This is a genomic window from Haloferax gibbonsii ATCC 33959, from assembly GCF_000336775.1.
Lineage (GTDB): Archaea > Halobacteriota > Halobacteria > Halobacteriales > Haloferacaceae > Haloferax > Haloferax gibbonsii.
In genome coordinates, this window is record NZ_AOLJ01000028.1 from 214,533 (window position 1) to 234,339 (window position 19,807).

Consider the following 19,807-nt stretch of genomic DNA (forward strand, 5'->3'; position numbering starts at 1 on the left):
CAAGCGCTCGTCGGATGTCGGCTGTTGGTTCACACCCTCCGTACACCGACCTGCTACCAATGGGTTACGATTGCGGAACGCCGGTTCCGCTTGTCGGCGGCGCGGTTCCCCGTGACGCTGAGCGACTAGTAAACAAATATAAGTTTATATTGATTAGTCTAAAGGAGATACACCGAAAGTAGAAGCACTATGTTCGTTCCTAGAACGACACAATTTTTACAAATTCTACAATTTTTAGAAATTGCACAGTTTTAAACTCTACTGAGTTTATCTCTATCCGGTTCAGCGCCCCCCGTCCCCGATGGCCGCCGCACAAATTTTTACCACCCGCGGCCGCGACGGTCCGGGCATGGACGCGACGGCAATCGACCACGTGAATCTCCGCATCCCCGCCGACGGCCTCGACGCCGCGGTCGAGTTCTACCGCGACGCGCTCGGCTTCGAAATCGAGAACCGCGACCTGTACGAGTCGGGCGAAAAACCCTTCTTCTCCGTGCGACTCACCCCAGCGAGCGTCATCCACCTCCGACCGGCCGAGAACTTCGAACCGCCGACGGAGACCGCCTTCGACCACGTCGCCATCGAGTTCGCCCACGACATCGACGAACTCCGCGGCCACCTCGACGCCGCGGGCGTCGAAATCGACCGCCAACTCGAACCTCTCGGGGCGACGGGCGTCGCGCCCGCGGTGTACGTCACCGACCCGTTCGGCTACACGCTGGAACTGAAAGCCGCGCCCGACGACGACTGAGCCGACTCTACAGCACGTACTGCGCGACCGAGTCCATCACTTTCCGCTCCGCCCGGCGCAGGTGCTCCTCGGCGGTGCGCCGCGAGACGCCCATCTCGTCGGCGATGGTCGCAGTCTCGATGCCGCGCGGGAGGTCGTAGTAGCCGCCGGCGTGGGCCAGTCGCAACGCCTCGCGCTGGCGGCCGGTGAGCGCGGGCATCGCGTCGGCGGGTGCCAAAAGCGGGCCGCTCCCGCTGGCGAACGACACCGCGCGCTTGGACTCGACGCTCACGTCGAAGCCGCTGTCCACGAGGTCGCGGAAGCACGCCGTCAGGTCGTCGGCCGAGACGGCGAGCAGGCGACAGACCTTCGCGCCGTCGCGGTATCGAAGCGGCGGGACGAGCAGTAGCCCGTGTTTCCGAACGTAGCCCTCGATGTGGTCTATCTCGTGGTCCCGGAGGCAGTCGGCGGTGACGACGACGAGTTCGTCGCCGCGCTCGACCGACGCCGCCACGCCGACGGTGTCGTCGACGCGGTCGAGCACGTCGCTTCCGACCCCGCCGCTCACGTGGAGCATGTCGCAGTGCTCGTTGCACCACAGTTCGACGCTCGCGGCGTTGCCCGCCGTCGCCGCCGCGTAGGCGCTGTCGTCCCTGATTCGGAGGCTCGCCTCGTACATACGCGGACCGTACTCTCGGCGTGAATATATAAACCATGCACCGCATGGTGGGGGAATCGCTACCCGTCTCGCGCCCGAAGTCTGTGGTATGCACGACCAGCAATCGTCGGCGCGTCGGGACCGGCTCGGCGACCCGAGCGACGAGTGGCGCGCGTATCAGGGCGCGCCCACCGGGACGGACATCGAGTGCAAGGGGTGGCGACAGGAGGCGGCGCTCCGGATGCTCAACAACAACCTCGACCCCGAGGTGGCCGAGCGCCCCGAGGACCTCGTCGTTTACGGCGGGACCGGCCGCGCCGCCCGCTCGTGGGACGCCTACGACGCGATTCTCGCCGAACTCCGCGACCTCGACGACGACGAGACGCTCCTCGTCCAGTCGGGCAAGCCGGTCGGACGGTTCCCGACCCACGAGCGCGCCCCGCGCGTCCTCATCGCCAACTCCAACCTCGTCGGCCGCTGGGACGACTGGGAGCACTTCCACGAACTGGAGGCCGAGGGGAAAATCATGTACGGCCAGATGACCGCCGGCTCGTGGGCGTACATCGGCACGCAGGGCATCATTCAGGGCACCTACGAGACGCTGGCCGAACTCGCCCGCCAGCACTACGACGCCGACCTGCGGGGCAAACTCGTCGTCACCGGCGGTCTCGGCGGCATGAGCGGCGCACAGCCCCTCGCGGTGACGATGAACCACGGGGTCTGCATCGCCGCCGAGGTGCAGGCCGACCGCATCGAGCGCCGGGTCGAGACGGACTACCTGATGGAGTCCGCCGACTCGCTGGACGAGGCGCTCGAAAACGCCAAGGACGCGATTGAGGCGGGCGAGCCCTACAGCGTCGGCGTCCAGATGAACGCCGCCGACATGCTCGAAGAACTGCTCGCGCGCGACGAGATTCCGGACGTGGTCACGGACCAGACGAGCGCCCACGACGAACTCGAAGGCTACTACCCGAGCGGCTACACCGCAGCGGAGGCCGACCGACTCCGCGAGGACGACCCCGAGAAGTACGTCGAAGAGAGCCTCGACACGATGGAGCGCCACGTGCAGGCGATCCTCGATTTACAGGACGCGGGCGCAATCGCCTTCGAGTACGGCAACAACATCCGCGGGCAGGTCCAGAACCACCGCGGGATGGAACACGCGTTCGACTTCCCGGGCTTCGTCCCGGCGTACATCCGCCCGATGTTCTGCCGCGGGCGCGGGCCGTTCCGGTGGGCCGCGCTCTCCGGCGACCCCGCCGACATCCACCGCACCGACGAGGCGATTCGAGAGCTGTTCCCCGAACACGAGTCGCTCATGCGCTGGATAGACCTCGCACAGGAGCAGGTGTCGTTCCAGGGGCTCCCCTCGCGCGTCTGCTGGCTCGGTTACACCACCGACGACGAGGGTCTCACGGAGCGCGCCCGCTTCGCGCTGAAAATCAACGACCTCGTCGCCTCGGGCGAGGTCTCCGCGCCGGTCGTCGTCACCCGCGACCACCTCGACGCCGGGTCGGTCGCCAGCCCGTACCGCGAGACCGAGGCGATGCGCGACGGCACCGACGCGGTCGCCGACTGGCCCATCCTGAACGCGCTTCTCAACACCGCCGCGGGCGCGGACATCGTGAGCGTCCACGACGGCGGCGGCGTCGGCATCGGCAACTCGCTGCACACGAACAACCACGTCGTCCTCGACGGCTCGGACCTCGCGGCGAAGAAGGCCCGCGCCGTCTTCACGACCGACCCCGGCATGGGCGTCATCCGCCACGCCGACGCCGGCTACGAGGACGCGCTTGACGAGGCGGCCCGGTCGAACGTCCGAATCCCGATGCGAGACCACGACGCGGCCGACCGCGCCGAACGTGCCGACCGCGCGGCCGAAGACGGCGGCCACGCGACCGAGACCGGCGAATCCGCCGCCCGAGGTGACGAATGAGCCGAACCGACCCACCCGCGTGGGAGGGGACGTCGTCGGACCCGAACGACGAGCAGTTCGGCCACGTCATCACCCCGACCGAAATCGAGGACGCGGGCGACTTCCGCGCCGTCCTCGTGGGCGAGCCGTACGACGGGGCCGTCATCGGTCGGCGCGGTGCCCGCGAGGGCCCCGCCGCGATTCGGCGCGCCCTCGCCGGCGTCAAGACCCACCACTTCGACGAGGGGCCGGTCGCCGGCGTCGCCGACCTCGGCGACCTCCCGGTCGAGGCGTACAACGACGCGGACGACCCCGAGAACCACGTCGCGGACGTGCAGGCCGTCGTCGCCGACGAGGCCGCGGCCGTCTACGAGCGCGGCGCGCTCCCGGTCTTCCTCGGCGGCGACAACTCCCTGACGGTCGGGAACGTCACGCCGCTTCTCGGCGGCGACGACTCGGTCGGGGTCGTGAGCTTCGACGCCCACCTCGACTGCCGCGACCCCGCCGACGGCCCGACGAGCGGGACGCCCTACCGCCAGCTGTTCGACGCCGGTCTCGACCGCCTCGCCGTGGTCGGCGCGCGCCACTTCGAGACTTCGACCGCCTACGCCGACTTTCTGCGCGACTCGGGCGGCACCATTCTCACCGCCGACGAGGTCGGTCGCGGCCCCGTCGAGACGGCCGACTTCGCCCTCGATGCGCTGGCCGCTTGCGACCGCGTCTTCGTCAGCCTCGACGTGGACGTGCTGGACCAGACGGCCGCGCCGGGCGCGAGCGCGCCGACCCCCGGCGGCGTCACCACCCGCGAACTGTTCTCGATGCTCCGCCGCGTCGCGGCCGACCCCCGCGTCGTCGGCTTCGAGGTCGTGGAGTGCGCGCCGCCGCTGGACGACGAGGACGGTCGAACCGTCGGCGCGGCCGCCCGTGCGGTCGCCCACTTCCTCGCGGGGGTGACGTCGCGTGACTGACGCGGGTTCCACGGCCGGCCTCACGGTCGTCCACGACGCGGCCGAACTGGTCGTCGGCCCCGACGAGGGAACCGGCGTCGTCGTCCTCGAAGACGCCGCGTTCGCCGCGCTCGACGGCGAGGTAGTCGCCGTCGGGGCGACAGACGAAGTGCTCGCGGACTACCCGCTCGCCGACGCCGACACCGCCGTCGACGCGACCGGCAAGACGGTCCTGCCGGGCTTCGTCGACCCCCACACCCACGCGCTGTTCGCCGGCGACCGCTCCGACGAGTTCGTGGCGAAGCTACGCGGCGCGACCTACGAGGAGATTCTCGCCGACGGCGGCGGCATCCTCCGCACCGTCGACGCGGTCCGAGAAGCCTCCGACGAGGAGTTGGCGGCGAACCTCACGGAACACCTCGACGCGATGCTCGCCCACGGAACGACCACGGTCGAGGTGAAGAGCGGCTACGGCCTCGACACCGAGACCGAACTGCGGATGCTTTCGGCCATCGACGCGGCCGGTTCGGACCACCCGGTGGACGTGGTTCCGACGTTCATGGGCGCGCACGCCGTCCCGCGCGGCGTGGACACCGAGGAGTACACCAAGTCGGTCGTCGCCGACCAACTCCCCGCGGTCGCCGAACAGGGCATCGCGGAGTTCTGCGACGTGTTCTGCGAGCGCGGCGTGTTCACCGCCGAGCAGTCCCGTCGGATTCTGGAGGCGGGCCGCGACCACGGCCTCACGCCGAAGATTCACGCCGACGAGTTCGCCGCCATCGGCGGCGCCGACGTGGCGGCCGCGGTCGGCGCGGCCAGCGCGGACCACCTGCTCCACACTGACGACGCGGGCCGAGACGCGCTCGTCGAAGCCGGCGTCGCGCCCGTGATGCTCCCGGGCACGGCGTTCGGCCTCGGTGCCGACTACGCCGACGCCCGCGCCTTCCTCGACGCGGGCCACGAGGTCGCGCTCGCCACCGATTTCAACCCGAACTGCTTCTCTCGAAGCATGGGATTCGTCGCCACGCTCGCCAGCGTCGGAATGCGAATGACTCCACACGAGGCCATCCGCGGCGTCACGAGCGCCGCCGCGGGCGCGCTCGACCGCGACGACGGCACGGGCACGCTCCGCGCCGGGGCTCCCGCCGACGCCGTCGTGCTCGACGTGCCGACCGCGTCGCACCTCTCGTACCGGTTCGACACGAACCCCGTTTCGACCGTGCTGAAATCGGGGGTGGTCGTCCGTGGGTGACCGCACAGGCCTCCCCGATTCGGTCGTCCTCGACGGCGAGTCGCTGACGCCGGAGGACGTGGCCGCCGTTTCACGCCACGACGCACCCGTCGAACTCGCCGCCGAGTCGCGAGAGCGGATGCGCGAGTCGCGCGAGCGCGTCGAGTCCGTCCTCGACTCCGGCGAACCGGTCTACGGCGTCAACACCGGCTTCGGCCACCTCGTGGAGACCCACATCGACCGCGAGGACATCGAGCGCCTCCAGACGAACCTCGTCCGCAGCCACGCCGCCGGCGCGGGCCGCGAACTCTCCCGCGAGGAGGTCCGGTCGATGATGGTCAGCCGGGCCAACACGCTCGCCAAGGGCTTTTCGGGCATCCGACCCTCGGTCGTCGACCTGCTCGTCTCGATGCTCAACGAGGGCGTCCAGCCGGTCGTCCGCTCCCGCGGGAGCCTCGGCGCGAGCGGCGACCTCGCGCCCCTCGCGCACATGGCGCTCGTCCTCATCGGGGAGGGCGAAGCCCGCGTCGACGGCGAGCGACTCCCGGGCGACGAAGCCCTGCAAGCGGTCGGTCTGGAGCCGGTGACGCTCGCCTCGAAGGAGGGCCTCGCGCTCATCAACGGGACGCAACTGACGGTCGGCCTCGCCGCGCTGTTCGTCGTCGACGCCGAGCGAACCGTCGAGGCGGCCGACGCCGCTGGCGCGCTCGCGACCGAAGTCACGATGGGGACGACGGCGAACTGCGACCCCGCCATCCACGACGTTCGTCCCCACCCCGGCCAGCAAGAGAGCGCGGCGGCGATTCGCCGCCTCACCGCCGGTTCGACCGTCCTCGAATCGCACAAGGACTGCGAGCGCGTGCAGGACGCCTACTCGATTCGCTGTCTCCCGCAGGTCCACGGCGCGGTCAGAGACGCCGTCTCGCACCTCCGCGAGGCCGTCGAAGTCGAACTCAACAGCGTCACCGACAACCCGCTCGTCTTCCCGGCGGGCGCGGTGGACGAGCGCGCGCCCGGCACCGACGTGGCCGCCGTCGTCTCCGCCGGCAACTTCCACGGCGAACCGCTGGCGCTCCGCCTCGACTACGCCGCCGGCGCGCTGACGGAACTCGCGGCCATCTCCGAGCGCCGGACCGACCGGATGCTCAACCCGGACGTACAGGAGTCGTACCTCCCGCCGTTCCTGACCGAGCGCAGCGGGCTCCGGTCGGGTTACATGATTGCGCAGTACACCGCCGCGGCGCTGCTCAACGAGTGTCGGTCGCTCGGTCGCCCCTCCATCGACTCGACGCCCGTCAGCGGCGGGCAGGAAGACCACGTGAGCATGAGCGGCCAGAGCGCCCTCAACGCCCGCACGGTCGCCGAGAACGTCGCGACCATCGTCGGCGTCGAACTCCTCTGTGGCTCGCAGGCCGCGGAGTTCCTCGACGAGGGCCTCGAACTCGGGACCGGAACGGGGGCCGTCCGCGACGCGATTCGGTCCGTGGTTCCGCCGCTCGACGAGGACCGCCGACTCGACGGCGAACTGGAGACGGCGGCCGACCTCGTCCGGTTCGGCGCGATTCGCGCGGCCATCGAGGACGCCGGGCTCTCCGGCTGATTCGTCCGCACCCACCATCGGGAGGCGGTGAGTGACCGTCGCCCCCGACTGCAAAAAACGGCCATCGCGTCGCCGGTGACACGCCCGGCGCTCGCCGCGGTTGCCGACTCAGAGGTTCCCGTTGACGATGTCGGCGACGCGCTGCCGGTCGAACAGCTGTTCCTCCTCGGGAATCTCGGGGTACGGCCCCTCGCTGTACTGGGGCCACGCGCCGAACTGGTCGGGGTAGAGCTGTTTCGCGGTCATCTCCAACTGGAACAGATTGAGTATCGGCCCCTGGTATCGGCCGCCCTGCGCGTAGATGCGGTCGTTCTTCACGGCCGAAATCTCGGCTCCGACGGGGTCGTCCTGGAAGCCCGTCCGGATGTCGGGCATGCTCGTGTTCGGGTGCATCCCGCCGAGCGTGAGAATCACGTCGGGATCGGCTTCGAGGAGCGTCTCGAAGTCGACGGTCGAGCCGGATTCAACGTCGTCGCCGAACGCGCTGACCGGCCTCAACGGGCGGGTGTGGGCGGTCAGGAAGCCCGGCGTGCTCAGGTTGTAGGCGTAGATGGACTCCAGGTCGCTCGGGCCGAGGAGCACGGCGGTCGGGCGGTCCTCTTCCGCGGGGAGGTCCGCCGCAATCCCCGCGAGCAGTTCCTCGCGGACCGTAGTGAGCGCCTCGTACTTCGCTTCCTCCTGCAGCACCTGCGCGACCTTGGCGAATATCTCCCAGAGGCCGTAGTACTCGTAGGCGTCGGTCCACTCGGTCGGCGGCGCTTGATGCCGCGCGCTGAAGCTGTTGCCGAACCACGGACTGACGTTCTCCTCGATTTCGTCGAGGTCGTCCTGGCTCCAACTGCCGAGCGCCGAGACGCTGGCGGGGTCCGCGAGGTGCACGTCGCTGTCGAGTTCGTAGAGCCGCTCTTTCGACGGCTCCCACGACGAGTACAGGCCGGTCCAGTCGAGTTCGACGTCGGGGAGCCGCGGCGTGAACTGGTTCCACAGCGCGTCGTAGTAGTCCGGGGCGTGCATCGAGTTGACGGCGTCGCCGTGGCCGAGGGCGAACGCCATCCCCGCGTGGTGGGTCAGCCGCGTGAAGATGCTCTCGGGGACCGATTCGAACGTCACCTCGCCCATCGGGGCCATCGACACCGTGTACGAGTCCGCCTCGGCCGTCGATTCCGCGGTCGACTCGGTCGCCGTCGATTCGGTCGCGGCGGTCTCCGTCGCGGTCGCGCCGGTCGTGGTCGCGTCCGACTCGGACGAACCGGTACAGCCGGCGAGCAGTCCGCCGGCGGCGACCGAACCGCCGTAGGTCAAGAACTTCCTGCGCGTTGGTCCGTCGCTGTCTGCCATCGTACTTTTAGGCCCGCCTAATACATATAGGCGTACCGATTTAGGCCGGCCGAAATTCCGAAACGGATTTATCCGTTTGGGAGTGGCTAAAACCATGGACCAAGACCTCGTCGACCGGGCGGCGCGCACGCGCCGAGCGTACCTCAAGGGCGGCGGCGCGCTTCTCGCGGGCGGCTTGCTGGCCGGCTGTGCCGGGCAGAACGACGCGGAATCAGCGACGGACGCGACCGAGACGGCCGCGGCGACGGAGGCCACGACCGAAGCGTCTCCCGAGGCAGAGACCGAGGCCGAACAGGCCGGGTACACGGTGTCGATGTCGCCGGCGGGCGACGTGACGTTCGATTCGGTTCCGGCGGACGTGATGGTGTACAACCTCGTTTACGCCGACGCGGCGGTCGCCTTCGGCCACGGCGACGCGGTGAACTCCCTCGGCTTCGACAGCGACGCCGGCGGCCGGACGCTCGACGCCTACTACGAGCGCCTCGACGGCGTCTCGTTCGACCGGAGCGAGCTCGCGCAACTCAACTCCGGGTCCGGGAGCGTCAACATCGACAAGGAACTCGTCTACGAACTGGACTCCGACCTCCACCTCGTCGACCCGGCGCTCGTGGCCAGCTTCGACGGTTGGGACCAGTCGGACGTCGAGGAGATTCGCGAGCAGGTCGGCCCGTGGTTCGGCAACGCCTACAGTCGCACGCACGCCCAGCCGCCAGAGCCGTACGCCGCCGACTACCAGTACTACACGCTCTGGGAAATCGTGGAGAACGTCGGGCAGGTGTTCCGAGAGGAAGACCGCTACGCGGCGCTCGAGTCGGTCCACAGCGACCTCCTCGACACGATTCAATCGGACCTCCCGCCCGAGTCGGAGCGCCCGACGGTCGGCGTCGTCATCTACATGGACGAGACGTTCTACCCCTCGAAAATCAACGTTCCCGGCTTCGCCACCTCGCACATCCGTCCGCTCGGCGTCACCGACGCCTTCGCGGCCGGCGACGTGACGTTCGAGACCTCCTACGACTTCGAGACGATGCTGGAAATCGACCCCGACGTGTTGCTCCACAGCTACGGTATCGACTCGTACTACGACGTGGCGTCGACTCGCGAGACCCTCGAAGACCACCCCGTCGGGAGCGAACTCAGCGCGGTCCGGAACGACCGCGTCTTCCCCTCGGGCACGCCGGTACAGGGGCCGATTATGAACTTGTTCCAGTTGGAGATGACCGCGAAACAGCTCTATCCCGGCCGCTTCGGCGCGTGGCCGGAGTACACCGGCGGTGCGTACCCCGAGATTCCCGAAGAAGAGCGGCTATTCGATAGGCAGCGCGTCGCCGACATCGTCACCGGTAACTGAGCCGGCCGGTTTTCCCCGGCCGTTTCTCTCGCCACCCGGCGCTGGCGGGTGGCTCGTTCGACCCGCTCGGCCCGCTCGCCTCCACGGTGGCTCGTCCGCCTACCAGAGCTGGACGGCCGGCGTCCCGCAGCCGTCGCAGACGATGGCGTCGTTGTCTTTGTAGCTCCCCGTCACGAGGTCGCCGTCGCAGTAGGTGCAGTCCTCTTCGTCGAACGAATCGAGCAGGTACGCGGATTCGGGCATATCCGACGATTCGGCTCCAGTCGTAAGAACATTTCTCCGGTTCGATATATCGCGGTCCGTGACACTCCCGAGAACTGTTCGGTTCGAACCGTCGTTTTGTCGGCGACAGTCGCGACTCGGGGCGTGGGACGCGCAAAACGGGGAACCGGGAGAACGGTGGTGGGATGCCCGGTGAGGTGGTGGTGGTGATGGATTGTCCGGGCGCAGGAAGCTCCCCGGAGGAGCGTGGGAACGCGTCGAGGGGGGAGGCGAGTCGGACTTAGTAGCCCAGTTGCTCGCGGATGAGGACGACGGTGGTGCGGCCCTCTTCGACTTCCTGCCGGAAGATGAGTTGCTTCGCAATCATCGACTCGACGCCGTAGGCCTCCTTCGCGCGCTCGTTTTCGAGGGGGTACGCGACGGATTCGAGGCGGTCGAGCGCGTCGTCGAGCGTCGGCACGATTTTGTTGACGCCGCTGACGATGACGACGTTGCTGGCGGCGAAGGGGTACGCGCCGATGCGACTGCCCGAGAGGTCCGCGGCGACGAGTTCGCCCGTCTGGGCGATGGCGTTGATGCCGCCGAGGAAGTAGTCGGCGGTCTGGGAGTCGCGGCGGGCGGCCTGTCGCTCCGCGTCGTCGTCGATGCTCCAAATCTGGTCCGGCAGGCTCTCCCACTCGTGGTCGCCCTCGCTCAGGTAGTCGTCGAACCCGATCTCTTCGAGAGTGGTCGAGTGACCGTTCATCACGGAGACGCCCGCGGGGATGTGCGACTGCAGGGTTTCGAGCGCCTCGTCGGCCGTGTCGACGACGACGACGTCGAACCCGCTCGCTTCGAGGTTCTCGACGGTGGCTTCGACGACCTCGTCGTCGGGGAGCTGGTCGAGTTCGGCGTCGATATCGGCGTCGTCTGCGTAGTCAGATTTCTGTTGAGACATGTGTGAGTGTGGTGGTGGAGCCGGTGGGTACTCCGACGCCCGAGTGTAGCGGCTAACGGGTGTTAAACGCTCGCTGACGGCGGTGTCAGGTGGTTACGGTCGTGTTACCGCCCCCGCCGCGACGGGTCGCGGTTTGGTCACTCCGCTACTCCAGTCCGAGCGCGTCGCAGAGCGCCGCCACGTCGAGGTTGTCGGCGACGAGCGCGGCGGCGCGGTCGTAGGGGTCGCCCGACGCGCCGGCGTCCGCGTCGGCCTCGGGCGTTCCCGCTGTCTCCGCTCGTTTTCCCCCTGTCGCGCCCGCCGCTCGCGTCGCCGGACGGTCGCGCCCGGCGGACTCGTACACGGCGTCCACGAACGCGTTCCGCGGCGAGTCGTTGGCGAACAGGTCGTGAATGTACGTCCCCGCGACCCGTCCGAGCGCCGCGCCGTCGCCCGAAACCGGGGTCGCGCCGCCGACGATTCGGCTGTCGCCCATGTGTATCTCGTAGCCGTCGATAGCTCCCGTCGCGCCGGCCAAGGGTCCCGCGCCGTCGAACTCGACGGAGACGGGTTCGACCCGCTTGTCGCGGGAAAAGCGCGTGACTATCGGCAGCAGGCCGAATCCTTCGACCATCTCGTCGGCCGCCGCCCCCTCGATGTCGGCGTTCTCGATGGTCTCGCCGAGCAGTTGGTAGCCGCCGCAGATGCCGACGACCGGGCCGTCGAAGGCGGCGAGTTCGTCGCCGAAGCCGGCGTCGCGGAGCGCGAGCAGGTCGTCGACCGTGTTCTTGCTGCCGGGGAGGACCACCCCGTCGATGCCGTCGAGCGTCGCGTCGAGCGGGAGGTAGGCGACCCGGACGCCCGGCGTCTCGGCCAGCGGGCCGAAGTCCGTGGCGTTCGAGATGCGCGGGAGTCGCGGCACGCCGATTGTGACGGCGCGCTCGGCCGCGACGCCGTCGTCGTCGCCGACGGTGGCGCGCTCGCCTTCCGCGGGGAGCGCGAGGCTGTCTTCTTCCGGGAGACCGGGGTCGTCGTAGGGAAGCACGCCGAGGACGGGCACGCCGGTCCGCTCCTCGATTTCGTCGAGCCCCGGTTCGAGGAGGCTCGGGTCGCCGCGGAACTTCGTGATGACCGCGCCGACGACCCGCTCGCGCACGTCTTCGGGCAGGAGTTCGAGCGTCCCGAGCAGGCTGGCGAAGACTCCGCCGCGCTCGATGTCGGCCGCGATGAGGATGTCGGCGTCGGCGAAGCGGGCGGTCTCGATGTTCGCCAAGTCGCGGTCGTGGAGGTTTATCTCGGCGATGGAGCCGGCCCCCTCGGCGACGACCACGTCCGCCTCGGCCGCCAGCCGACGGTGCGATTCGACCGCCGCGTTGCGGGCGTCCTCCCAGTGGGTCGCGTAGTAGTCGCCCGCGGAGTTGAGGCCGACCGCCCGACCGTGGACGACCAGTTGCGACGTGCCGTCGCCGTGGGGCTTGAGCAGGACCGGATTGTGGTCGGTCGTCGGCGCGACCCGCGCGGCGCGGGCCTGCACGTACTGCGAGACGCCGATTTCGCCGAAGTCGTCGCCGTCGGCGGTGGCGACCGCCCGGGCGTTGTTGCTCATGTTCTGCGCCTTGAACGGCGCGACAGAGAGGCCGCGGTCGGCGAACAGGCGACAGAGCCCGGCCGCGACGGTGCTCTTGCCCACGTGGCTCGCGGTCCCCGCGACGAGGAGGGTCGGCGTCGTCATCTGCCGGGAGTCAGGGCCGCGCGGTTCAAAGGTGTTCGTTTCGGGCGCGGGAGGGCGGCCCCATACCGCGACCGACGGCGTCTTCGAACGCCCCGACGACGTTCCCCGCCATACTGTGGTGGTCACGTCGATTCTGTGAAATGTTGCCGGAAGTGGTGCGTTTAGTTCGCTCGCCCGCTCGGTCTATCATGAATGAAGAAACAGTTACTCGTGACGGACTTCCTCGACCGGGCCCGGACGTACTACGGCGATTACGAGGCTGTCGTCGGCGTCGACGGGGAGCGCTTCACCTACGCGGAGTTCGGCGAGCGGGTGGACAGGTTTTCGGCGGCGCTCCAATCCCGCGGCGTCGAGAAGGGCGACCGGGTCGCGGTGCTCGACCCCAACACGCACTGCCACCTCGAAGCGGCCTTCGGCGCGATGCAGTGCGGCGCGCTCCACGTCCCGCTGAACTACCGGCTCACGACCGAGGACTACGAGTACCTGCTTTCGGACTCCGGCGCGAGCGTGGTCTACGCCGACTACCAGTACGCGGGGAAAATCGAGGCCGTCCGCGACGACGTGCCCGCCGAGGTGTTCGTGACGAACGACCCCGCCGCCGTCGACGGCGACTGGCTCGACTTCGAGGCGTTCCTCGACGAGGCCGACGCCGACGACTACGAGCGCCCCGAGATGTCCGAGGACGAACTCATCACCATCAACTACACCTCGGGGACGACCGGTGACCCGAAGGGCGTCTGCCGCACCCACCGCACCGAGTCGCTCCACGCTCAACTGGTGACGATTCACCACCACATCGCCGACGACGACGTCTACCTCTGGACGCTCCCGATGTTCCACGTCAACGGCTGGGGCCACATCTACGCCGTCACCGGCCGCGGCGCGAAACACGTCTGCACCCGCGGGGTCGACGCCGAGCAGGTGTTCGACGCCATCGCCACCGAGGACGTGTCCTTTTTCTGTTGTGCGCCGACGGTGCTGTCGATTCTGCGGGAGTACGCCGAGGAACACGACCCCGCGTACGCCGGCGACAACCCGGTTCGCGTGACCGCCGCCGGCAGCGCCGCGCCGAGCGCGACGATTCGCCACACCGAATCCGAGTTCGGCTGGGAGTTCACCCAGCTCTACGGCGCGACCGAGACCGGCCCGCTCATCGCCACCTCGGACGCGAACCGACTCATCCCCGACGAGGGGGGGCTTCGGTTCTCGCTCAAACAGCGGCAGGGCGTCGCCCCGCTCGGGACCGACCTGCGCGTCGTCGACGAGGACGGCGAACGGGTCCCGCGCGACGACGCCACCATCGGCGAGGTGGTCGTCCGCGGCAATCAGGTGATGGAGAAGTACTGGAACAAGCCCGACGAGACCCACGACGCCTTCAACGACCGCCTCGAAGGCTGGTATCACACCGGCGACCTCGCGGTCGTCAACGAGGACGGCATGATTGCGATTCAGGACCGCAAGAAGGACATCATCATCTCCGGCGGCGAGAACATCTCCTCGGTCGAACTGGAGGACACGCTGTTCGACCACGACGCCGTCGGCGACGTGGCGGTCATCCCCGCGCCGTCCGAGAAGTGGGGCGAGACGCCGAAGGCGTTCGTCGTCCCCGCGAACGGCGACGTGGAGAACCCCGGCGTCACCGCCGAGGAACTGAGCGAGTACACCCGCGACCGCCTCGCCGGCTACAAGGCCATCCGCGAGTTCGAGTTCGTCGAGGAGATTCCCAAGACGGCGACCGGTAAGATTCAGAAGTACGAACTCCGCAAGCGCGAGTGGGACGACGAAGAGCGGATGGTCGGACAGGGGTAGGCGGCGACCCGGCGCCCCGGCGGCCCCTGACTCGGCGGCCCGCCCGACCCGTTTCGACGCTCGTCTCCCGGTGAGTCGGCCGCTTCGCCCGCAAGATATTATTGGCTCACCGAGTATCTCGTATCTAACATGTTTTCTCCGAGTTCAGGAGGCACCTCCGCCGGCGCGATTCTCTACGTCGCGGCCGACGGCGCTGCCTCCGATGCGGTCGTCTCGGCGCTTCGGGACGCCTTCGAGCGCCCGGTCACGCGCGCCGAGAGCGTCGACGCCGTGCGGTCGGCGCTCGACGACCGCACCGTCTCCTGTCTCGTCGCCGCCGCCGACCTCCCCGACGGACTCGAACTGGACGCGCTCGTCTCCCGCGACGGCTCCCGCGCCGAGTTTCCGGTCGTCGTCTACGCCGCCGCGGGCGACGAGGCGTTCGCCGCTCGCGCCGTCTCGCTCGGCGTCGACGACTACCTGATCCGCGACGACGCCGACGACTCCCACGCGGCACTCGTCGCGTCGGTTCGGTCGCTCGTGGACCCGGACACCGGCGACTCCCGCCCCGTCACTCGGAGTCACCGCGTCATCGTCGAGGCGATGGAAGACGGCGCGTTCGTCCTCGACGACCGAAGTCGCGTCGAGTACGTGAACCCCAGAATCGAGGAGATAACCGGGCGCGCCTCCGAGACGCTCCGCGGCGAGCAGTTCGAGTCGCTCGTCGACGCCGGCCTGTTCCCCGCGGGCGAGTACGAGCGGTACCGCGACGCCGTCTCGCGGGTTCTCTCGGAGGGCGTCACCGAACGCCTCGACGTTCGGTTCGTCGACGCCGAGGGCGACCCGCGGCTGTTCGAGCTCCAGCTCTCTCCGGCCGTCGACGGCGAGAAGGCCATCGGCGTCGTCGGCATCCCGCGGGACGTGACCGACCGCGAGGTCGCCACCAACCAGCGCGGCGAACTCCTCGAACGCATGACGGACGCCTTCTTCGCCCTCGACACCGACTGGCGCTTCGTCTACTTCAACGACCGCGCGAAGACCATCTTCAGCGAGGTTCGCGAGCCCGAACTCGGCGAGCGCATCTGGGACCTGTACCCGTCGGTCGTCGACACCGAACTGTTCGACAACTACCACGAGGCGATGCGGACCCAAGAGCCGGTGACGTTCGAGACCTTCTCCGAGGTCTACGACGGCTGGTTCGAGGTCCGGGCGTATCCCTCGCCGTCGGGCCTGTCGGTCTACTTCCGCGACGTGACGACGCGGAAGCGCTACCTCCACGCCCTCGAATCGACCAACCAGCGCCTCGAAACCGTGTTGCAGAACCTGCCGATCATCCTCTCGGCGTTCGACTCAGAGGGCGTGTTCACCATGTCCGAAGGGGCCGGTCTGGAGTCGCTCGGCCGCGACCCCGGCGAGGTGGTCGGCCGGTCCGCCTTCGAACTGTACGACGACACGCCCGCGGCCACCGACGCCATCGCTCGCGGGCTGTCTGGCGAGGCGGTCGACACCCGAATCGAGTACCACGGCGCGGTCTACGACGTGTGGTACCGCCCTGTCTTCGACGACGACGGCGAGGTGTCGAAGCTCCTCGGCGTCGCCATCGACGTCACCGACCGCGCGCGGTTGGAGGACGGTCTCCGGTCGCTACAGGCGGTCACGAGGGACCTCATTCTCACCGAGAGCGTCGAGGAGGTCGCGGCGCTGGCGGTCGAGGCCGTCCCCGAACTCGTCCCCGACGCCGAGGCAGCCATCTGGCTCGCCGACGACGGCGGGGGACTGTCGCCGGCCGCCTCGACAGGCGACGGGTTCGAGTCGACGGTTCGAATCGAGACCGTCCCGGGCGGCCCCGAGTCGGACGCGGTCACCCGAGTCGACTCCGCGGCCGTGGATGACCGGCTCCTTCCCCCCGAGTCGGACGCGGCGTCTGTCCTCCGCGTCCCGCTCGGGAGCCACGGTCTCCTCGTCGTCGCGACCGACGCCGACGCGTTCCTCGACGTGGACGTTGACCTGTTCGAACTCTTCGGCTCGACGGTCGCCACCGCGCTCTCGGGAACCGTCCGCGAACAGGAACTCCGCAACCGCGAGGCGGACCTCGCCGCCGCCAACGAGCGACTCGACGATTTCGTCTCTATCGTCGCCCACGACCTCCGAAACCCGCTCGCGGTCGCCACCGGCTACCTCGACCTCGGGATTGAGTCGGGCGAGCGGGCGCACCTCGAACGCGCCGCCAACGCGGTCGAGCGGATGTCCGAACTGGTCGAGGAGGTGCTCGACCTCGCTCGCCAGCGGACGCCCGTGGTCGACGCCAAATCCGTCGACCTCGCCCGCGTCGTCGACCACGCGTGGCGCTTCGTCGACACCGGCGACGCGACGCTCGTCCGCGGGGAACTGTTCGTCGTCGAGGGCGACGACGGCCGCCTGCTCAGGCTCTTCGAGAACCTGTTTCGGAATTCCGTCGAACACGCCCGTCCCCCCGACGACCCGCTCGCCGTCCGCGTCGGCGCGCTCGACGACCGGTCCGGGTTCTACGTCGCCGACAACGGCGTCGGCATTCCCGAGGAGATACGCGAACGCGTTTTCGACCACGGCTACACCACGACGCCGCGGGGCACCGGCTACGGCCTCGCCATCGTCCGCGACATCGCCGACGCCCACGGCTGGTCCGTCTCGCTCGCCGAGTCGGCCGAGGGTGGTGCGCGGTTCGAGTTCGTGACGCCGTCGGAGCGATCGACGGCGACTGATTCGGGAGCCCTCGACGAATGACGCACACGATTCTCGTCGCCGAGGACGGGAACCACCTCGATGGAGCTCTCGCCGAGAGGACGGCCCCCGTGTCGGCCTCGCGCCCCGCTGTGCTCGACCCGGTCCTCGACTGAGCTTCGACCTCTCACCGAGCGACCGAATCGCACGGTATCGCGTCGTAGACCCCGCTTTTCGGTCGTTCTCGATTCCTTAGATTCGGAAATCACGCTCTCTTTATATGCTATGGGGGGTCGTTCGTTCACTTGTTAGGTGAAAGACAATGGCCGCTAACTCACAAATCGAGATGCTGGGGAACAGGATGGACTTCGACTACTCGCAGGGCGTCACGGGCTACGTGCTCGTGCTGACCCGCCTCATCACCGGTTACTGGTTCTTCCACGCCGGTGTGACGAAGCTCGGCGGCTTCAGCGCCGCGGGCTACCTCGCGAACGCCCCCGCCGCCTCGCCGCTGCAGGGCTTCTTCGCGTGGGCCGCCGCGACCCCGTGGCTCCTCGAGTTCACGAACTTCATGATTCCCGTCGGTGAGACGCTCATCGGCCTCGGACTCATCGTGGGTGCACTCGTCCGGCTCGCCGCCTTCTTCGGCGGCGTCCTGATGGTGTTCTTCTACCTCGGGAACGCCGACTGGGCCCACGGCGTGGTCAACGGTGACCTGTTCGGGCTGATGATGTTCGCCATCGTCGGGACCCTCGCGGCGGGCCGCATCCTCGGCCTCGACGCCATCATCGAGAAGATGGAGTTCGTCCGCCAGCGCCCCGCGCTCAAGTACCTCCTCGGCTGAGCGGGATATCCTTCCCCCTCGCGGCCGTGTCGGTGCGCCGCGGTGACCCACCAACTCCACCGCACCCGGCGCGCTTCGGCGAACGAAAGAACACTACGAACGACGAGACTGATTTTCTCCGATTACTTCCTGTCGAGCCTGCTGAGGCCCTGCCAAATCGCCTCGATGAGCCGCGCTTCTCCGTCGAACTCGCCCGCCTCGCCGTCCCCATTCGCAGAACTGTCCTGTTTTGCCGCTTCCGCACCGTCGACGTCGTCCCAGCCGCGGGCGATGGCGTCTTCGAGGACGGAAAGCGAGTGGTTCTCGAAGTTGTTCATGCCCCGGAACGATTCGAGCGCCGCGACGGCCTCGTCGTCGAACTCGCCGCTCGGCGTCCCGTCGTAGAAGCCGAGGTCGGCTAACGTTTCGAGCACCGATTCGGCCGTCTCGCCGGATAGCGACCGGGTCTCCTCGGGCGCTTCGCGCTCCAAGAGCGTGATGTCGTACAGCTTGAACACGCGTTCGAGCTCGTCTATCGGGTGGTCGTGGTCGTCGACGCGCACGTCGACCCAGCGGTCGTTGCCGCCGTCGTAGCCGCCCTCGGGCTTGGCGATGTACATCGCCGCCGACTGTTCGCCGCGCTTGTCGCCGCCGGCGTCGTTGCCGGCGTGGAGCGCCGCGAGCAGGCGCTCGGGGAGGCCGCCGTCGGTCGTCTCGAACGCCTCGGCCATCGCTTCGAGCGTCGCCTCGTTTTCGAGGATGTTCCCCTGGACGGTGTAGTGCTCTCCTTGGATGTCGCCGGCCACGTCGAAGCACTCCTCGCCGGTGAAGGCCGCGATGCTCCCGTCCGCCCCCACGACGCCGACCTGCCTGCTCGGGGCCTCGCCGTCGGCGTCGGTCAGTTCGGCGACGACCTCCTCGGCCGAATGCCCCTCGCGCAGGAGGTCCAATCCGTCGGGACCGTAAGCGACGTTCGCGAAGCTCTGGGTGGCGATTGCGCCGGCGTCCGCGCTGACGAACGGGACGACGGAACCGACGCTCACGAACTTCGACTGGACGGCCACGCCGACGGCGTCCTGTTCCGGGTCGCGGGCGACGATTGAGAAGGTCGACGGTCGCGGTGTCATGGTCGGAACCGACGGACGCCGGGCGAATAAGGGTTCACGTCCCGGCGGAACCGTTGGGGAGGTCGGGTCGCCCCGCGGCCGGCTCGGCCGGCTCGGTGGCCGCACGCCTCGGCGGCGACTACGCCGAGATGCGGTCGATGTGCGACTCGATAGCCGCCCGGAGCGACTCGATGGACTCGTCGGGCTCGAACACCGTCAGCCGGCGGGCGCGCGTCCCGGTCAGAATCGAGAGAAACAGCTCGGCCTCGGCGTCGGGGTCGATTGCCTCGAACTCGCCGGCCTCGATTCCGCGGACGAGGATGTCCCGCAGCAGCTCCGTGAGTTCGTCGTCGATGTGGCGATACTCCTCGCGGTAGTCCTCGTCGTGCCGAGCGTTCATCCGCAGTTCGAACATGGACAGTTGGAGCCGGTAGGCCTCCTCGGAGAGCGTCTCCGGGAGGAGCGTCTCGACTACCGTTTCGAGTTCCTCTCTGGGCGTGCGGTCCCCTCGGGGGAGGCCGTCCAGGAACTCCGCGAGGACGTAGTCGAGGAAGTCGACCAGTAGCTCGTCTTTCCCGTCGTAGTGGTAGTACAGGAGTGCCTTGCTGTTCTCGAACTCGTCGGCGATGTCCTGCATCGTCAGGTTGCCGTAGCCGTGTCTCTGTAGCGCCCTGTACGTCGCCTCCATGATGCGCCGCTTCGCCGGCTCCAACTCCTCGGCGCGCCCGTCCCGCGTCATGCTAGGGGGTT

General features: G+C 68.6%; 16 protein-coding genes. 9 read left to right on the forward strand and 7 right to left on the reverse strand.

The annotated features are described in order from the left end of the window. Positions 1-349 precede the first annotated feature (349 nt). Positions 350-751 (forward strand): VOC family protein, encoded by a 402-nt coding sequence (locus C454_RS19075; protein WP_004978216.1) that lies wholly within the window; start codon positions 350-352, stop codon positions 749-751. Positions 752-758: 7 nt separating this feature from the next. Here the strand turns inward: C454_RS19075 and C454_RS19080 are convergent, their stop codons facing one another. After that, positions 759-1,409 (reverse strand): helix-turn-helix domain-containing protein, encoded by a 651-nt coding sequence (locus C454_RS19080; protein WP_004978217.1) that lies wholly within the window; start codon positions 1,407-1,409, stop codon positions 759-761. Positions 1,410-1,497: 88 nt separating this feature from the next. Between C454_RS19080 and hutU the strand changes: the two genes are divergently transcribed. The 4 genes from hutU to hutH are packed head-to-tail and all read left to right on the forward strand — an operon-like array spanning position 1,498 to position 7,081. Further along, positions 1,498-3,324 carry a urocanate hydratase gene (gene hutU / locus C454_RS19085; protein ID WP_004978221.1) on the forward strand — a complete coding sequence of 609 codons (1,827 nt, stop codon included), beginning with the start codon at positions 1,498-1,500 and terminating at the stop codon, positions 3,322-3,324. Then, positions 3,321-4,271: a formimidoylglutamase gene (gene hutG, locus C454_RS19090; RefSeq protein WP_004978223.1), complete on the forward strand. Its 951-nt coding sequence runs from the start codon at positions 3,321-3,323 to the stop codon at positions 4,269-4,271. Before hutU ends, hutG begins: the two co-directional genes overlap by 4 nt. After that, positions 4,264-5,502 carry an imidazolonepropionase gene (hutI, locus tag C454_RS19095; RefSeq protein WP_004978224.1) on the forward strand — a complete coding sequence of 413 codons (1,239 nt, stop codon included), beginning with the start codon at positions 4,264-4,266 and terminating at the stop codon, positions 5,500-5,502. The genes hutG and hutI overlap by 8 nt, the downstream gene beginning before the upstream one ends. Next, positions 5,495-7,081: a histidine ammonia-lyase gene (hutH, locus tag C454_RS19100; RefSeq protein ID WP_004978227.1), complete on the forward strand. Its 1,587-nt coding sequence runs from the start codon at positions 5,495-5,497 to the stop codon at positions 7,079-7,081. The genes hutI and hutH overlap by 8 nt, the downstream gene beginning before the upstream one ends. 108 nt (positions 7,082-7,189) lie before the next feature. Here hutH and C454_RS19105 read toward each other — a convergent pair whose 3' ends face one another. Beyond that, a complete protein-coding gene (locus C454_RS19105; protein WP_081605272.1) occupies positions 7,190-8,419 on the reverse strand; it encodes an ABC transporter substrate-binding protein in 1,230 nt (409 codons plus the stop codon). 94 nt (positions 8,420-8,513) lie between these two features. Between C454_RS19105 and C454_RS19110 the strand changes: the two genes are divergently transcribed. Continuing rightward, positions 8,514-9,770, forward strand: a complete 1,257-nt coding sequence (locus tag C454_RS19110) for an ABC transporter substrate-binding protein (protein WP_004978230.1) — start codon at positions 8,514-8,516, stop codon at positions 9,768-9,770. A 99-nt stretch (positions 9,771-9,869) separates the two neighbouring features. Here the strand turns inward: C454_RS19110 and C454_RS20890 are convergent, their stop codons facing one another. The 3 genes from C454_RS20890 to C454_RS19120 form a co-directional block, all read right to left on the reverse strand. Next, positions 9,870-10,013 carry an HVO_A0556 family zinc finger protein gene (locus tag C454_RS20890; RefSeq protein ID WP_004978233.1) on the reverse strand — a complete coding sequence of 48 codons (144 nt, stop codon included), beginning with the start codon at positions 10,011-10,013 and terminating at the stop codon, positions 9,870-9,872. A gap of 259 nt (positions 10,014-10,272) precedes the next feature. Continuing rightward, positions 10,273-10,929, reverse strand: coding sequence for a lactate utilization protein (locus C454_RS19115; RefSeq protein WP_004978235.1), 657 nt, complete (start codon positions 10,927-10,929; stop codon positions 10,273-10,275). Positions 10,930-11,074: 145 nt separating this feature from the next. Beyond that, complete coding sequence (locus C454_RS19120; protein WP_004978237.1) at positions 11,075-12,640, reverse strand: cobyric acid synthase; 1,566 nt, start codon at positions 12,638-12,640, stop codon at positions 11,075-11,077. A 192-nt stretch (positions 12,641-12,832) separates the two neighbouring features. Between C454_RS19120 and C454_RS19125 the strand changes: the two genes are divergently transcribed. From C454_RS19125 to C454_RS19135, 3 genes are all read left to right on the forward strand, one after another. Beyond that, positions 12,833-14,449 carry a long-chain-fatty-acid--CoA ligase gene (locus tag C454_RS19125; RefSeq protein ID WP_004978241.1) on the forward strand — a complete coding sequence of 539 codons (1,617 nt, stop codon included), beginning with the start codon at positions 12,833-12,835 and terminating at the stop codon, positions 14,447-14,449. Positions 14,450-14,578: 129 nt separating this feature from the next. Next, positions 14,579-17,191 (forward strand): PAS domain-containing protein, encoded by a 2,613-nt coding sequence (locus tag C454_RS19130; RefSeq protein ID WP_004978245.1) that lies wholly within the window; start codon positions 14,579-14,581, stop codon positions 17,189-17,191. A gap of 298 nt (positions 17,192-17,489) precedes the next feature. After that, positions 17,490-17,972 (forward strand): DoxX family protein, encoded by a 483-nt coding sequence (locus tag C454_RS19135; RefSeq protein ID WP_004978247.1) that lies wholly within the window; start codon positions 17,490-17,492, stop codon positions 17,970-17,972. Positions 17,973-18,094: 122 nt separating this feature from the next. On the opposite strand, the gene C454_RS19140 is transcribed toward C454_RS19135, so the two are convergent. Beyond that, positions 18,095-19,078, reverse strand: a complete 984-nt coding sequence (locus tag C454_RS19140; RefSeq protein WP_004978249.1) for a DUF1028 domain-containing protein — start codon at positions 19,076-19,078, stop codon at positions 18,095-18,097. Between the two features lie 118 nt (positions 19,079-19,196). Beyond that, positions 19,197-19,796 (reverse strand): TetR/AcrR family transcriptional regulator, encoded by a 600-nt coding sequence (locus C454_RS19145; protein ID WP_004978251.1) that lies wholly within the window; start codon positions 19,794-19,796, stop codon positions 19,197-19,199. Positions 19,797-19,807 lie beyond the last annotated feature (11 nt).

Coding starts and splice junctions, on each gene's coding strand:
- C454_RS19080 (WP_004978217.1), bottom strand. CDS start 1,409: ATGTACGAGGCGAGCCTCCGAATCAGGGACGACAGCGCCTACGCGGCG.
- C454_RS19120 (WP_004978237.1), bottom strand. CDS start 12,640: ATGACGACGCCGACCCTCCTCGTCGCGGGGACCGCGAGCCACGTGGGC.
- hutU (WP_004978221.1), top strand. CDS start 1,498: ATGCACGACCAGCAATCGTCGGCGCGTCGGGACCGGCTCGGCGACCCG.
- C454_RS19115 (WP_004978235.1), bottom strand. CDS start 10,929: ATGTCTCAACAGAAATCTGACTACGCAGACGACGCCGATATCGACGCC.
- C454_RS20890 (WP_004978233.1), bottom strand. CDS start 10,013: ATGCCCGAATCCGCGTACCTGCTCGATTCGTTCGACGAAGAGGACTGC.
- C454_RS19075 (WP_004978216.1), top strand. CDS start 350: ATGGACGCGACGGCAATCGACCACGTGAATCTCCGCATCCCCGCCGAC.
- C454_RS19130 (WP_004978245.1), top strand. CDS start 14,579: ATGTTTTCTCCGAGTTCAGGAGGCACCTCCGCCGGCGCGATTCTCTAC.
- C454_RS19135 (WP_004978247.1), top strand. CDS start 17,490: ATGGACTTCGACTACTCGCAGGGCGTCACGGGCTACGTGCTCGTGCTG.
- hutG (WP_004978223.1), top strand. CDS start 3,321: ATGAGCCGAACCGACCCACCCGCGTGGGAGGGGACGTCGTCGGACCCG.
- C454_RS19140 (WP_004978249.1), bottom strand. CDS start 19,078: ATGACACCGCGACCGTCGACCTTCTCAATCGTCGCCCGCGACCCGGAA.
- C454_RS19145 (WP_004978251.1), bottom strand. CDS start 19,796: ATGACGCGGGACGGGCGCGCCGAGGAGTTGGAGCCGGCGAAGCGGCGC.
- C454_RS19125 (WP_004978241.1), top strand. CDS start 12,833: ATGAAGAAACAGTTACTCGTGACGGACTTCCTCGACCGGGCCCGGACG.
- C454_RS19110 (WP_004978230.1), top strand. CDS start 8,514: ATGGACCAAGACCTCGTCGACCGGGCGGCGCGCACGCGCCGAGCGTAC.
- C454_RS19105 (WP_081605272.1), bottom strand. CDS start 8,419: ATGGCAGACAGCGACGGACCAACGCGCAGGAAGTTCTTGACCTACGGC.